The sequence below is a fragment of the Paenibacillus sp. NN59 genome (assembly GCF_057597225.1).
Genome location: NZ_CP199678.1, coordinates 3,095,075 through 3,110,493, shown reverse-complemented (window position 1 = coordinate 3,110,493; position 15,419 = coordinate 3,095,075). Strand labels below are relative to the sequence as shown.

Here is a 15,419-nt window from a genome sequence, read left to right as displayed (position 1 = left end):
ACCTTCTGTCTATCATATCTCGTATCCCCATGAGTGATGGCATTACTTCCACAGTTAATCGCTCATCTCCCCTGCTCATCCGGGATGCCCTGAGGCCCGGCAGATTTACCTGTACGTACAACCTGCGCATGAATCTGGATATCCACATCAAGCTCAGAGTAGATCTGCTCCCATCTCTTCTCCTGCTCCTTCCACTGTTTCGGATAATATCTGCGGAACTCCACCGCGAACTTGAACAGATCCGTTCGCATCTCTCGCTGGGATAATCGAAGGGCCGACTCTGCCATGTCTTTCAATTGTGACGCCCAGGTTTCCTCCAGCTTTTTCAACACAGCAGGATCTGTGAGATCCCCGTTGGTTGTATTCAACAACACCTCTCCCCTTGCCTGTACATCCACCTGCATGCTCCACTGTGAACCCGAAATTTTCGGCTTCAAAATCGTCTTCACTTCTAGCGGCTGGATCGAAAAGGAACCTCTCTCAGGCTCTACATTTACAGGCATGATGATGTTGTTTAATTCATTAGCAAGCATTAAAATGCCAACGGTTAACGGCTCCTGTACACTCCGATTAAACCTATCGCCCTTATAAAGACTTAGTCCTTTGATATATGGCGTCGTTGTTAATTTATCCTGTCCCTCGTCAGGTGCAAGAGTCAACATACGGGACAAAATGACAGATTGGTTAGGGCCTTCAATGGATTGAGCGAGTTCCAGAACGGTTATCCGTGTACCTAGTTTCATATTGGCCATCTCACGCAAAGATTCCGCAGAGCTTCGTTCCAATGGGTCCAGCAAGGCAAGAATGTTTTTGGCAGGGTCAGGTGTTGAAAAAACATAAGCATGTTCCCTGATCTGGGGGTATCGAAGGAAAAAATCGATAAATTCGCGTATGCCTTTTTTTCCGGCGTCTTCGCTAATCACAATTACTTCGCAGTGTCCCCAAAACATATTTCTCGGCACTTTCCGTTGCAAGCGATTCAAAGCCTCTGCAATGGTATGACCTTCAGCCGATCGAGTTAGTGTTACCCCGCTTGGACTGCCTCCACTCCCCGTGCTGTCTCCTCCCCCAGCTTTACGGGGAATAAAGATCTGTGATGTCAGTTCGATCTGATCATTTTTGTAATCCACTCCGGTTGCCAGTACTATCGCGAGATCATTAATCTCAATCCGATCCCAGCATCCCGTGAGTAATGTGCAACAAAAACAGATAAGAAGCCAAGTATTGCATGCAGAGATCATTCTTTTTTTCATGGGATCAGCCATCCGTACGTTTTTTTCGCACATAAGCCCACCCCTTTTTCACCCAAGCTATCCCGTAAGTCACCCCTGGAAGAACCAGTAAAACGGCGATCGTATACAAATTGGCTGAAGGACTTACCAAACTGGATAACCCCGAACTGCTCGAAGCTACCCAAAACGAAAAAATCATACAGAGAAAGGAAAGCGGGCTCACTAGGGGCTTGTAATCCTTCAGACCGAACCATTCCGCTGTGGACGTCACAGATATATATAGAAATACGGAAACCTTCACAAACATACCAAAGATCCACACGGCAATTATGAGGGATTCAATATGTTGTAGAAAGTCTGCAATCGTAATGTACCGGGCAGCGATCATCACCGGGAAAACAAATGTATCGGTCAAATCTCCAATTAAAAAGAGACAAACCACATTAATAACGGTCATCACTATCGTTGTTGTCAATAAAGAGCCGAGCATCACACGAGCGGTTCTTTTTTGGCGATTTACATACGGCAGGAGAAAGGCAATTACGATATATTCACTGAACCAGGCGGCAGGAGCGAGCGCTCCTTTGACGGCAGGCATCGGCCCATTTTCCATAAAAGGAAACAATTCTGACGGGTGCAATTCCCCAATGAGCAGTACGAAGACGAGACCCAGCATAGCCATGACCAGTGTTACAAAAACCTGGGCTGTCCTGCCAACCACTTCTATGCCAAGTCTGACATTAATCGCACAAACGAGCATCATCGTGCCCATGATTACAAACATCGGTGTGCGCGGAAGTGCATTATTGGCGATAAACTCACCATATTCTCTTATAATCAGCCCGGTTAGATGAGGCATGAACAAAATATAAATAAGTCCGACTAGCTTGCCTGGAATGAGACCAGCCACGAGCACACTGGATTCAATGAGCGATTTTCCGGGGTACATCCGTGCTAGTCCAAGTGATATACCAATGGCGGCAAGTCCTATAACCGATCCAATAATAGGAGATAACCACATATCATGTCCGGCATAATGCATTGTAATTCCAGGTACAGACAAGATCGCAGTGGCAATAACAGCCGGGAAGATCATGAACGCCAGCTGTGTCTCCGATATTCTTCCTTGGTCAGTTAACATGAATCTTCCCGCCCTCTCCTACATCCTTAATGCAATCTAATCCCTATCGCGGCTTGTTCCAAGGTGCTGGACGCCACCACAGATCCTTCAACCCTTTGGCATTCGTTGGTGCAACCGGAGACAGATACGGTGCACCAAATGAGCGAAGGCTGCTCAAATGAATGACGATCAAAATGATGCCCAACATAACCCCGATTAAGCCCAGCGTTCCAGCCAAAATCATAATGGGAAAACGAAGAAGTCGTGTCGATATGCTAGCAGAGTAACGAGGGATCATAAAGGACGCAATCCCTGTGATCGCCACGATAATAATCATCGGAGCGGAGACGATACCCGCCGTGGTTGCAGCTTGTCCAATGATCAGTGCGCCAACGATACTGACCGCGGAACCTACCTGTTTCGGCAGGCGAACACCGGCTTCCCGGAGCGCTTCAAAGGCGATTTCCATAATCAGTGCCTCTACAAGTGCGGGAAAAGGAATCTCCTCTCTGGCCCTAGCGATACTGAGTAGCAGCACTGTAGGGATCATCTCCTGGTGATAGGTCGTGATCGCGACATAAGCCGAAGGCAACAACAAGGACAAAACATAAAATACGTATCGCAGCCAGCGGAGGAATACGCTCATAAACACATATTGATAGTAATCTTCAGGCGACTGCAGCATGGAAAACAACGTTACAGGGGCAACCAGTGTGAACGGTGTTCCGTCCACCAGTATCGCAAATCGCCCTTCCATCAGATTGGAGGCCACCACGTCCGGACGTTCTGTAGCAATCATTTGAGGAAAAGGAGAGAATCGCTGATCGATGATATCTTCCTCAATATACTGACTTTCCAGAATGTCCCGGACTCTTAACCGATCCAGTCGCTGCTCCACCTCTTTCACCAGAGAGGCATCAATAATACCCTCTACGTACGCAAGTGCAATGCTGGTATTGGAGCTTTCTCCAACGGTGCGTGTTCGGAATTTTAGTGCAGGTGTTTTGAGCCGTTTACGAACCAAAGAAAGATTTGTTGCGAGCGATTCAGTGAATCCGTCCCTTGCACCACGAACCGTTGATTCAGCTAGAGGCTCTTCTGTCGAACGATTAGCGGCTTTATAAAGCGGATACGTTGTTGCGACATTGGAGCCTTCCAGCAACAGAAGTGCTTCTCCTTCCAATATCGCTTCTGCGGCCTCTTTCGACGTTTCAACGGTTTTTACGGAAGATAGAGGAACCTGAGCAGCCTCCATGCCAATCTCCTGAACTGGCGTTAGCACCTGACGCTCAAGCCGCTCCGTATCACATAAACCCACACAATATACACATAGTGCCGAGGTGAAGCCCGCGGTCTCGAATGAATGAAATATGACATCGGAACAGTCCGTAAATACGGCGCGTAATGTCTCTTCATCAATAACCAAATCTCCTGTTAAGGGCAAGTCCTGCTGCGTTTCTTGTTTTTCTTGATCCGATTGATCCTTGCCTTTGTTCTCTTTGTTCTCTTTCTTCTTCTCTTTCTCTTTCTCGTTTGAATCCTGATCCGTATTTTTCTTCGCGTTTTGATCCTTATTCTGTTTTGATTTTTCGCTGTTTCCGCTGTTTTCGTCGTTTTCTTTTTCTTTTTCTTTTTCTTTTTCTTGCTGATCTTGATCTTGTTCTTGTCTTTTTTCTTCTTTTGTATCCTGTTTCATATTTTGTTCGGTTGACCGCTCTGTACCTTGCTTCGAATCCTGTTGTTCCGTGGTGCTTGTGCTTGAGTTGGTATTTGTACTTGAGTTCGTGTTTGAGTTTGTTCCTGAGTTGGTATTTGTATTTTGACTGTTTTGACTCATGGGCTCCCCCCTTTCCGCCGATTCGTCCAAGTATTCTCAGTAAAAGATATCATTTGCTTCCTTCACCAGAAATATGCAATCCGAACGACGAAAAGAGCCGCTCCGTGAGCGACTCTCTTCTAAACTAACATTTAACTGCCACTGCACAGATTGTGTGTAGTAGCTATCCTTTTACAGCACCCAGTGCAACGCTTCCGATAATCTGCTTCGAAAATACGGCGAACACAACAATAATCGGCAATATCGAAATCGCTACGCCCAGATACAACAATCCGTAATCCATACCGTAGTAGCCCTGAACGAGAGCGACCAAGACGGGTAGCGGATACTTATCTAAGGAGAAAAAGAGTACGAGTGGTGTCAGAAAGTTATTCCATGACCCGATAAAGGTGAAAATCCCCAGAGCCGAGATCGCTGGCCCAAGGATGGGCAGTACAATCTGATTAAACGTCCTGAACTCATTTGCACCGTCTACTCTTGACGACTCAATGATCTCATCCGGAATACTGCTTTCCATAAACTGTTTGATGAAAAATACGTTAAAGGCATTCGCCGCCGCGGGTAAAATAATCGCCGCATAACTGTCCAGCAGGCCAAGTGTACTGAACAACCGGTATACCCCGATTAGCGCCAGTTGACCCGGAACCATCATCGTGGCGAGCAGAAACAGAAACAATCCGGTGCGTCCTTTGAAGTTAAACTTGGCAAAACCATAAGCCGTTAAAGCACCGATATACAGCGACAGCACTGTAGAGCTGCCAGCGATAAAGAAACTGTTGGCAAAGCCACGCCAAATGTTGATTTTTGAAGCCATATTCACATAATTGTCTATCAGAAACGCACCCGGAAGAAACGTAAAGCTTGAAGCAATCGACGCATTGTTATGTGTAGAATAGATCAGCATCAGGTAAAACGGAATCACACACAATACAGCGAGGGTGATCAGAAACAGATAAATGAGGATTTTCCCCAATGTCAGCCGCTGACGAAGCGCATGATGTTGAACTACGGCTTCTCGCTGCGCGGCAACTTTAGCAGTTGGCATACAATCTCTCCCTCCCTATGAACGGCTCTTCCGTTTGGTCATGATGAAGGATGCAACCGATAACAGAATAATAATGATGAACAGACAAAATGCAATGGCAGCTCCATAACCAAAACGTGTACTTTGGAACGCTACATTATATAGGTACATGATGCTGGTCATTGCCGCACGGTCCGGCCCTCCTGTACCATTGGTCAACGTAAACGGCTGGTCAAAGATCTGAATGCCCCCAATGATCGAGGTAATAATCTGAAACAATATAATAGGTTTGAGCATCGGCACGATGATGTGCAGAAAAATATGTTTTTTCTTGGCACCATCGATTTGTGCAGCTTCTTGCAGCGCTGGATCTATCCCTTGTAATCCAGCCAGATAGATGACCATTGAATAACCAAAGTACTGGAAGAACAGAATGGATGACACGATTAGCCGCATAAACCAAGGGTCATCTTTCCAATTGATCGGGTCTTGAATTATCCCTGTCTGCACGAGAAAATGATTCAGTCCACCCGACTGCCAATCAAAGATCAGACTGACAAGCAAACCGAGCGAAGCAGCCGTAACGATGTTAGGGAAGAAGTATACCGCCCGGAAAATATCCCGTCCTTTTAACAACTTGTCGTTCAAAATAAAAGCAAGTACAAGGGAGACCGTCAGTTGTGGTACTACCGATACACCCCAAATGAAGAGTGTATTAAACAATGTTTTGTAGAAAAGCGGGTCTTGAAGCACCGCGACATAGTTACCAATTCCGACGAACTCAGGTGTTGTGATCCCGTCGAAATTCGTGAAACTGATATATAGCGAGTAGAGAATCGGATACAGTCCGAAGATGGCAAACACGATAAAAAAAGGAGCAATAAAGTAGTACCCGTAATGGTCTTTTCGAATTGTCTTGGCAAACATGTGCTGTCCTCCAATCATCAACCTGGAAAATGACTGCTCTTATTAATTTATCTTCCATTAAGTTTAACTAAGCGTTTACACAATCAACGGAGAGGACAGAAGAAAGCTGGAAAAGCGAAGCGGTCGCCTTTATCACCGGATTTTCCCCTTTTAGAAAGGGAATCAGAAAAATTTGGGGATAACAGCGATTGAAAGACTCTTCTGTCATCGGAGTGCTTGTGTAACCATATTTGTTCAACTTACTCTACCTCTAATTCTGGGAACCTTAAGCGCACGTCACGTTTGATGCGTTTCACCACTTCTTCCTTCGTCTGAATATCGCCGTTTAGATACAACTGCAGCAAGTTTCGATAGATATCATTGCTGATGATACCGTCATATTTAGTGCGTTCATACACCGGAACCTGCTTGGCGGCCTCTGAGAAAAATTCAAAATGCTTTTGTCCACCCAGATAGGCTGAAGTCAGCGAGTCTGCAAGCTGGTCATTCACGACCATGTTACTCGTAAAGTAATCCTGCTCCTTGGCAAGTCCCGTCAGAAATTCGTGATTAAAGTTGTAAAATTCAATGAATTTCCAGGCGGCATCCTTCTGATCACTCTTGTTATACATCGCGATGTAAGTCCCTCCTGAACTGAAGGACGAAGGCCCGTGTGCCAAACCCCATAACCCTTCGGTATCGGGTGCGTTTGCTTTGAATGTAAACTGCAATCCCCAAGTCGCCGCAGGATAGAACATCACTTCACCTTTTTGCATGGACGCTGCATACCCTGCACTTCCATCCTCGTACTCACCAAGTACACGCCGCTCCCTTGCCTCACGCACCAGATCAAGCACCTTCATATACGTAGGATCAATGACGAGCTTCCCATCTTTCACCCAAGGAATGCCACCGTACGAGTTGGCTATCCCGTTCCAGTTCGCCAGTGCATGTACCTTGTTGCCACTTTGTTCTTGAACCTTTTCTCCGATAGCAAAAATCTTCTCCCATGTATCAATCTGGGCGCTGACTTTCTCTGGATCATCGGTACCCAGATATTCCTTCGCCAGATCACGGCGATAATAGATGCCACCAGGTGTACCTTGATATCCAATGGCGCGAACGTTCCCCTCACTATCCTGCTCATTAGCCTGAACAAAAGGGTACTGCTCCTTAATTAACTCGTTTGCATTGTATGGTGCAGCTGATAAATTTTCCAAATATGGTACATCAATGAGTTCCCGAATATTTGCATTTTCAATCATAAACACGTCGGGTGCTTTGGAACTGGTCTGAAGTGCTGATTTGAGCTTGGTCAGGTAAAAGTTGCCTGGAATATTAACGAAATTCACTTTGATATCTGGATACTTCTCTTCGAATTTCTCAATCGCATAGCCTGCCTCATCCGTAAAACTCCAGACCGTAATCTCCTGTTGCTTCGCTTGATTGGATGCACCTGTCTGACAACCGACGAGCAAGAGTATAGAACTTGCAAGCAGCGTGACTGGTACAACAAACCGCTTAAACCATCTCTTCATAAAAGTACCCTCCCTGAAAAGGAAACGCTTACAATTTATTTGAGTATAAGAATTTGAGCGATGGCTTTCTCCACAAATATTGTCAATCATCCTTGATATTTTGCGATATTGGAACGATGACGTTTGCGAAATTCGGACGGCGTGCAGTTATTATATTTTTTAAAAAGACGATTATAGGAGTTCACATTGTTGAATCCGTGACTGATCGCAATCTCCAAAATGGATTCCTGACGAAACAAAAGCGCCCACTCCGACTTAATAATGCGAAAATGATTCAAATATTCCATTAACGTTATGCCCTTGATTTCTTTGAATAGTTTGCAGATATGGAACTTACTGAACTTCATATGTTCTGCCACCTGCTCCAGCTTAATCGGCTCGGCATAGTGCTCTTCCAAATACTCGCATACGGATTCGAGAAACTCGAACTTTTTGGAAGATACGCAAGGCCAGCATGGCGACGAATCCGTTTGTGAAGCCGGGGGCGTGGTACGTAGTAACAAGACGATTAGATCATATAACCGAGATACCATAATCCAGCGGTAACCGGGTTTCTGATTTGTTTTCTCCACGGCAATCGCATCAATATAAGGACCCGGGTTGGACTGACTGCCCGACGGAATGATGGACGTTTGATTCAAAAGTGTTCCCAGCTCTTGCATCTCCGCTTCACTCGTAAAGCTCCCGGTTAACAATTCAAGCCGAAACAGCAAAATCGTCAGCCTTCCGGTGCCTGGCATAAAATAATGCACGTCCCCCGGCTTGATTAGAACCATATCCCCTTGGTTCAGTTCAAAAATTTGCTCATTTACACCGATTCGTGCATGTTTTCCAGTCACGATAACAAGTTCCACTTCATCATGCCAATGTGCCGCATAATTGAATTCTGCACCTGTATAAATTAACCGAATGGGAAACCCTTCGGCCATGTGACCTGTTTCGAGAAAAGTAGGTACGCCCATGTCATTTGCCTCCTCTTTTTTCCATACACATCTGCCTCATGTTTCTATACTTATGCCTGCATGTACTTCCCCGTTTCTCATATTCTATCTAAAATAGGACCAAACATCCAAATTTCTGATCTCAATGGTTAGGGAGATTGAACATAAGCATGTTAATATATGCTAAGTAAATCCAAAGAAATCGGAGTGGTCAAACATGAAATTCAGCGATTTTAAACTAGGACAGCGTTACGAAACCGGATCGGTTCTCTTAACGAGGGAGGACATTCTTCATTTTGCCGAACTTTACGATCCGCAATATATGCATCTGGATGAGGACAAAGCGAAAAAAGGACGCTTCGGAGATCTGATTGCATCAGGCATGCAGACCCTGAATGTCACGTTCCGACTATGGATCGATGTTGGCGTGTATGGTGAGCATATTATCGCTGGCACTGGTATGAACCATATTCAATTTTTGAAACCTGTCTATCCAGGGGATGAACTTCACGTTATCGCTGAAGTCACCGAACTTCGTCCGAGACGAACCGGGAATGGCACGGTGACGGTATTGCTCAGTACATATAACCAAAAGGGCCAGAATGTATTTCGGGCAGAATTGAGTGCGCTGGTGGACAATTAAAAGACTAAAAAAGAGTCGTCTACTCGGTAAAATGTTTGTACCCTACAAACAACCGAATAGTGACGACTCCCTGGTCAACCTATAGCAATTCCCTTTAAAAGCAACTTAACCGCTTTGACATGCAGAGCCGCGTATTCATCTCCGTCTGCAACACCTGCCTAATTGCAGTATAGGCTACTTCTGTGATCTCCTTTAATGTAGTCAATGACTCGGATTCGCTAGAAAGTGTTCTGGAATACTCTTCAAGCGCCTGGATTAATGGACTTTCACAATCTCTTCCGAATAAATCAGCCATTTCAAGCAGCTGTTCGCTGGGAGACGAAGTATGCTCCATCAAACGAAGCCATTTTTGTGACATTTGTTCAGTATGCTGAGTAAGCAGCTGGAGAAACAGTACCTCTTTATTTTTAAAGTGATGGTATAAGTTTCCTTTGCTCATCTGTGTCAATGCACATAAGTCATCTATAGTAGCCACGTAGACTTCTGTCAACATTGAACAAGATTTTAATGTTTGCTGGCGTGCAGATAAATATTCGGTTATGAAATGCTGTACCAGACTTATAACCTCTATCTTCGCTTGTTTTACGAACCCAATAATGACGACTGGCTAATCTGATCATACAAAAAGCCGCCCATGGGCGGCTTCGTCATAAATTTGTTTTTTTACGAGAACGAGTTCCTTAACACTTGTCCAAGGATCTCCACACCTTTAACAATTTGTTCGTCTGACGGTGTTGAGAAATTCAATCGAATGGCATTGCACGGATCTTGCTCATTCACGAGGAACGCATTTCCTGGTACTACAGCTACACCTTGCGCAGCAGCAGTTTTGGCATAATCCACCATCGGTACATGAGCAGGCAGATCACACCATAGGAACAGTCCGCCATCTGGACGAGTATAGGTCACAGCATCGCCTAGATGCTCTTGTAGTTTGTCCATCATAAGTGTAGCCTTTCGGAGGTAGACATCACGAATAAGATTGATATGCCCTGCATAATCATACTCCGTCATAAAACGATGAGCCAGAATCTGCGGAAGCATCGCTGTATGTACGTCTTCCCCCTGCTTGGCTACAACCATCTTCTCCACGACTTCATGCGGCGCCTGTACAAAGCCAACTCGCAGTCCGGCCGACAAAATTTTGGAGAACGATCCGACATAGATGACCAAGCCGTCTTCGTCCATAGACTTAATCGTTGGCACATCCTCACCCTTAAATCGAAGCTCCCCGTATGGATTATCCTCCAGAATCATAACACCATACTTCTTAGCCAGTGCATAGATCGCTTGGCGCTTCTCCAGACTGGTGGTTACACCTGTAGGATTTTGGAAACTAGGAATAACATAGATCATTTTTACATTCGGCTCGGTTTGCAGCGCATGCTCCAGTTTATCAATGTCCATACCGTCCGTCTCCATCGGAACCCCTGCCAGCTTCGCACCGGAAGCACGGAAGGAATTCAGAGAACCGATAAAGCTGGGACTTTCGCAGATAATTGTATCGCCTTCATTACACAGCACTTTACACGCAAGCTCAATCCCCTGTTGTGCCCCTGACACGATAAAAAGTTGGTCAGACGGCTTACCTGTGTTGAAATTCTGTTCCAGGTGTTGCTGGAGTGCTTCACGAAGCGGTACGTATCCTTCCGTAATGCCATATTGCAACGCGGTAACCGGATCTTGTTCCAGAATCGACTGGGTGAAGGTACGAATCGCTTCGATCGGGAACGTTTCTGGCGCAGGATTGCCTGCTGAGAATGGGATTACATTTTGACCTGAAGAAGCTTTCAAAATCTCACGAATAATAGACGGTTGCAGTGATGCAATCCGGTTGGAAAAGGTATAATTCATCTTTAGTAACATCCTCTCGGCATCTAATCTATCTGAGTTCTAGCTCTATTGATACATTAGACTCTATTATACGAGCATTTTTCAATTTGCCAAAGAGTCATGCTCCTTTTTCATACAAAATGTTGTGAATCCTTGTTTTGAACACCTGTAGTAACGACAAAAAGCTGCTCTCGGCAGCTTATCTCATCTCAGACAGTCTCGTCGCTTTTACAACGTAGGTTGCCAATCCTGGAAACATTCGAGCTAGAGCAGGATAAAAGCGGTTGGTTTTGGCGAAGGCAAGATTCTGAATCGTTCTGGCTCTTCGAAGCAATGGTGCGAACTCCCGATTCGCTTCGAGTGTATACTCGCTTTGCCATGTGGTATAGTCAACCTCGTCCTTAAGGTATGCATCTGTCCACCGCACGCACACGATCGAAGAACGAAGGGCAACGGACATCCCGTCTCCGCACAGAGGTGGAATGACCATCATAGTATCCCCAATATGCGGATAATCGGACCACGGTTCCGGGACATGAGACAATTGCAAAGGCGCAACAGACACTTGGGTTCCCTGAATGGCTTCCCCTTCTGCTAAACGAGCCGCCAGATTTGAATTCGTCATCGCGGCCGCCTGCAAAATCTCTGTTACCGACTTGCCGCTCCCCTGTACAGAATCAAGTGTTAACAATGCGGCAACATTAACCGTGTCGTTTTCAATCGGGGATATGCCCACATAACCACCATCACAAAAATATAATTCTACCCTAGCCGGTATGTTAATACCTCTGTAATGAGATTTGACACCGACATATATCGTCTCGTCCCGAACCCCTTCTTCGCTACTTGTTCCTCTCAACTTTTTGCTGCCATATGCCCCGATAACCGCCTTGGCTTGATAACATCTCCGTTCATTGCCCTGCTTCACCTCGACTTCATAACTCTGATTTTCAAGTTGCCGGATCGAAGTAATATTCACTTTCGTTAAAATTTCAGCCCCGGCGGTATAAGCCTGCTGATGCAGAAGTTGATCCAGCTCATATCGGCTTATTCCATAGGCGAATCCAGGCAAAGGTGCTTCAATCTCACCACCATCCGGCATCGTAATTCGAGCATGATCCATACTGCTGGGGCTCTTCTCCTGATTCAACAGATGAATGCCAAGACGCTCCAGCATCTCCTTCGTTTCAGGTGACATGAACTCCCCACATGTTTTATGTCTGGGAAACTGTTGCCGATCGAGTAACAACGTTCGATGACCTTGCCTGGCCAGTTCGATCGCACAACTACTGCCCGCAATGCCAGCTCCAACAATGATTACATCGGTTGATTTCATCATGTTACGAGGCCTCCCTTTCGCGGAATCACCACAGAATACCGGAATAACGGTTTCCACTCATAGGTCATCGTGTCATGGTTCAACCGCTGCTTGAGTTCCTGCCAATCCTGATCTGTAAATCCCTTGGCTACCGACAACGGTCCGTCATGACGAATATAACGGTTACGCGAGATAAGTCTGGTTGTAATCCATACCGCTTTATAAGACACCGGATGACGGTGAATGTCGTTGATAACCACGCCATATCTCGAAGCACGAAGCATATGACCAACCATGTCCACAAGCTGTTCTCCTTCGAAATGGTGAATGAACTGTGAGCCTGTCACAATATCGGCTGAATCATCAGGCAACGCTGTTAGATCGGCACGCTGTACTCGAACACGAGGCTCGTTCTGAAACAACTGTCTTGCTTCCTCACAAGCCTCTTCGGTCAGATCCACTAGCGTAATTTGCATATCTATCCCTTTTTTTTTCGCCCAATGTAATAGCTTCTGATTCACATCTCCTGAACCCGCACCAACGTCCAGTAGTGTCAGGGTATCCGGCTTACCGACGGATTTCCATAACTTCTCCACACCGGACACGGTGGGACCCGGAGCAGCAAATATTTTGTTCAACCGCCGTAAATGTCGCAACGCTTCACGCAGTTCTTCTCCACCCATCGAAAAGTCATCCATCAGTTCGTCTTCTCTGGCACGACTGCTTAATCTTCTAAAGAAGGACATGATCCTGCTCCTCCATGACCGATGTTAACGCCGGAACATACGTGAATTTCATTAATTCTGCAGTAAGTCCGGGACCAAAAGCCATAGCTACGCCTTCCGTCGATGATTGTTCCTGCTTTTTCATATCCATGCGCATCGCTTGCAGCACAAACAAGATCGTATTCGAAGACAAGTTGCCGTAATCTCTCAAAACATCCCGACTGTACTTCGTCTGTTTCGACTTCAAATTCATCACTTCCTGAACAGAATCTACGATTCCTCGTCCGCCCGGATGTATTGCCCATAGTTCGGGGAGCTGTTCACTTTGCAGCAAAAGACTCAGTTCTTCTTGCAAATGATTGCCAAGTAACTTCGGGATGCGTGGCGACAGATGCAAATCATATCCATAATCGGCCACTTTCCACGTCATGTCCTCCGTCGAATCGGGTAGCAACACCGAATAGCCGGTTCCCAGACTCAGGTAGTCTCTGTGCTGCGCTTCTGGCGTACCCACGATGGATGCAGAAGCGGCATCTCCAAAGAACGACGCAGCAAACAGTGCCTCCCGATCTTGCACCGGCTGGAAATGAAGTGTGCATAATTCCACGCAAACAACCAACACCTGCGAGCCTGGAGCACCCTGTACGACGTCACGAGCCATCTGGATTGCTTTTAATCCTGCTGCACAACCCTGGAAAATAAGTGGTAATCGGTTCACTCGAGCAGAAAGTCCGAAATGTTGGATCAGTTGCACATCTAGTCCTGGCAGATACTGTCCGGTGCAGCTAACCGTTATCATATGAGTTATCGCTTCGGGAGATATCTGCGCGTCTTGCATCGCTTCTTCCGCTGCTCTGATCGCCAGAGGAAGCGCCTCCCGCTGGTATGTATCCATGCGTTCCCGTGTCGTTGGAATATCTGGCTGTTCACCTGAGGGGATATAACGGCATTCTTCCAATGTGCCAAGATAACTCGGCTCTACGGTATACCGTGTCTCTACACCACAAGATTTGAAAATACGCTTGGCGAACCTCGCCAAATCCGGTCGATCAACCAGTGAAGAAGCGATAAGCTCCGCAATGTCCAGCTGAGCTACCTTGTGTACAGGGAGAGCCGTTCCCATGCCAAGAATGGCGATATCACTCGAAGGATTATTTAGATTCATATGAACCTCCTGATTTTGGTTATGATTACCTGCAATTAACACCTCTTACCCTTTATGAAAAAGTTGTAATCCCCAATTATATATTTTATTAAGATGATGACATACTCAGAAGCCCCGTTTGACGAACTTTATAACTTCACACAAAAAAGCCGCCCATAGGCGGCTTCAACGTCATCGTTCTATATCAAACTTCTGCGCGGCTAAAAACGTTCCTTAACTTGTCACTCATCAAATACCAAGCATCTTCAGCCATTTCAATATCGCCATGATGTGTAAAACCGTGCACTGCCCCTGCGTACTCTTTGTGGGTCACCTTTACACCGTCTGCTTCCAGCTTCGCGGCATATGCACGCGCTTCTTCAGCTAGAGAATCTCTCTCCGCAGTAATAATCAGAGCCTCAGGCAAATTAGAGAGTGATTCGGCAAGCAACGGAGAAACTAAGGGGTTCGAAGCATCCTCTGGTTTTGATAAATACATTGCATTAAACGTTCTAGCCACATGGGCTGGGATAGCTTCCGGAAAGTCAGGTTTCTCCCCGGGTTCTGTAGCCACGTCCAGCACAGCATAATCAATAATTTGGAGCAGTATTGGTAATTCGCCCCCACGTTCCCTATTCAGCAAGCATACCGATGCTGCCAGATTGCCTCCCGCACTATGACCACCAATAGCGAACATAGTTGCATTAGCAGAGAACTGATCTGCATTGGAATGCATCCATTTCACGACGTCATAACACTCATGGACAGCCGTGGGAAATTTGTGTTCAGGTGCTAACTTATAATCAATGTTCACGACGAGGCATGCTGCACGATCTGCAATCAAACGACACCAAGGGTCGTCCCCGTCAGCCTGACCCAGCACAAAGCCGCCTCCATGCATGTTAAAGAACACGGGCCAAGTTACGGCTTGTTCGTTCTTCTTGCGGTTCGGCACATACACCAACACCCGGGTTTCTCCGGCGGAGGTAGGAATCGTGTATTCTTTTACAATAACATCATATGTAAGACTTGGTTGGAGACTCTGATCATTTCCCGAGGTTTGCTGACGCATTTGTTGAACCATGGCGATCTGCTGCTGTTGATCCATTCACATCCACTCCTCATCATCTTTGTGTATTCCGAAAACTGCTACAACCG

Annotated in this window: 14 protein-coding genes; 1 reads left to right on the top strand and 13 read right to left on the bottom strand. The window is 46.1% G+C overall.

Going from position 1 to position 15,419, the window contains the following annotated elements:
• Positions 1–62: 62 nt before the first annotated feature.
• The 7 genes from ACT89M_RS13800 to ACT89M_RS13770 form a co-directional block, all read right to left on the bottom strand.
• A complete protein-coding gene (locus tag ACT89M_RS13800; protein ID WP_186809666.1) occupies positions 63–1,265 on the bottom strand; it encodes a Ger(x)C family spore germination protein in 1,203 nt (400 codons plus the stop codon).
• Positions 1,258–2,373 carry a GerAB/ArcD/ProY family transporter gene (locus ACT89M_RS13795; protein WP_154958647.1) on the bottom strand — a complete coding sequence of 372 codons (1,116 nt, stop codon included), beginning with the start codon at positions 2,371–2,373 and terminating at the stop codon, positions 1,258–1,260. Before ACT89M_RS13795 ends, ACT89M_RS13800 begins: the two co-directional genes overlap by 8 nt.
• A gap of 43 nt (positions 2,374–2,416) precedes the next feature.
• On the bottom strand, positions 2,417–4,189 hold the full coding sequence (locus tag ACT89M_RS13790; RefSeq protein ID WP_487345289.1) for a spore germination protein: 1,773 nt from the start codon (positions 4,187–4,189) through the stop codon (positions 2,417–2,419).
• A 163-nt stretch (positions 4,190–4,352) separates the two neighbouring features.
• Complete coding sequence (locus tag ACT89M_RS13785; protein WP_487345288.1) at positions 4,353–5,234, bottom strand: carbohydrate ABC transporter permease; 882 nt, start codon at positions 5,232–5,234, stop codon at positions 4,353–4,355.
• 15 nt (positions 5,235–5,249) lie between these two features.
• Positions 5,250–6,140 (bottom strand): carbohydrate ABC transporter permease, encoded by an 891-nt coding sequence (locus tag ACT89M_RS13780; RefSeq protein WP_154889262.1) that lies wholly within the window; start codon positions 6,138–6,140, stop codon positions 5,250–5,252.
• A 239-nt stretch (positions 6,141–6,379) separates the two neighbouring features.
• The gene (locus tag ACT89M_RS13775) at positions 6,380–7,657 is read right to left on the bottom strand and encodes an ABC transporter substrate-binding protein (RefSeq protein WP_154889264.1); all 1,278 of its coding nucleotides are present in this window, start codon (positions 7,655–7,657) and stop codon (positions 6,380–6,382) included.
• Between the two features lie 86 nt (positions 7,658–7,743).
• A complete protein-coding gene (locus ACT89M_RS13770) occupies positions 7,744–8,619 on the bottom strand; it encodes an AraC family transcriptional regulator (protein ID WP_090915779.1) in 876 nt (291 codons plus the stop codon).
• A gap of 196 nt (positions 8,620–8,815) precedes the next feature.
• On the opposite strand from ACT89M_RS13770, the gene ACT89M_RS13765 reads away from it, so the two are divergent.
• Positions 8,816–9,241 (top strand): MaoC family dehydratase, encoded by a 426-nt coding sequence (locus ACT89M_RS13765; RefSeq protein WP_154889266.1) that lies wholly within the window; start codon positions 8,816–8,818, stop codon positions 9,239–9,241.
• Positions 9,242–9,335: 94 nt separating this feature from the next.
• Here ACT89M_RS13765 and ACT89M_RS13760 read toward each other — a convergent pair whose 3' ends face one another.
• The 6 genes from ACT89M_RS13760 to ACT89M_RS13735 form a co-directional block, all read right to left on the bottom strand.
• The gene (locus ACT89M_RS13760) at positions 9,336–9,599 is read right to left on the bottom strand and encodes a hypothetical protein (protein ID WP_253500458.1); all 264 of its coding nucleotides are present in this window, start codon (positions 9,597–9,599) and stop codon (positions 9,336–9,338) included.
• Positions 9,600–9,904: 305 nt separating this feature from the next.
• Complete coding sequence (locus ACT89M_RS13755; RefSeq protein WP_154889269.1) at positions 9,905–11,095, bottom strand: aminotransferase-like domain-containing protein; 1,191 nt, start codon at positions 11,093–11,095, stop codon at positions 9,905–9,907.
• A gap of 178 nt (positions 11,096–11,273) precedes the next feature.
• Positions 11,274–12,413, bottom strand: a complete 1,140-nt coding sequence (locus ACT89M_RS13750) for an NAD(P)/FAD-dependent oxidoreductase (protein ID WP_154889271.1) — start codon at positions 12,411–12,413, stop codon at positions 11,274–11,276.
• Entirely contained in the window at positions 12,410–13,138 is a 729-nt protein-coding gene (locus ACT89M_RS13745) for an SAM-dependent methyltransferase (protein WP_154889273.1), read from the bottom strand. Before ACT89M_RS13745 ends, ACT89M_RS13750 begins: the two co-directional genes overlap by 4 nt.
• Positions 13,125–14,282 carry a type III polyketide synthase gene (locus ACT89M_RS13740; RefSeq protein ID WP_487345287.1) on the bottom strand — a complete coding sequence of 386 codons (1,158 nt, stop codon included), beginning with the start codon at positions 14,280–14,282 and terminating at the stop codon, positions 13,125–13,127. Before ACT89M_RS13740 ends, ACT89M_RS13745 begins: the two co-directional genes overlap by 14 nt.
• Positions 14,283–14,466: 184 nt before the next feature.
• Complete coding sequence (locus ACT89M_RS13735) at positions 14,467–15,369, bottom strand: alpha/beta hydrolase (RefSeq protein ID WP_308721856.1); 903 nt, start codon at positions 15,367–15,369, stop codon at positions 14,467–14,469.
• Between the last annotated feature and the right edge of the window lie 50 nt (positions 15,370–15,419).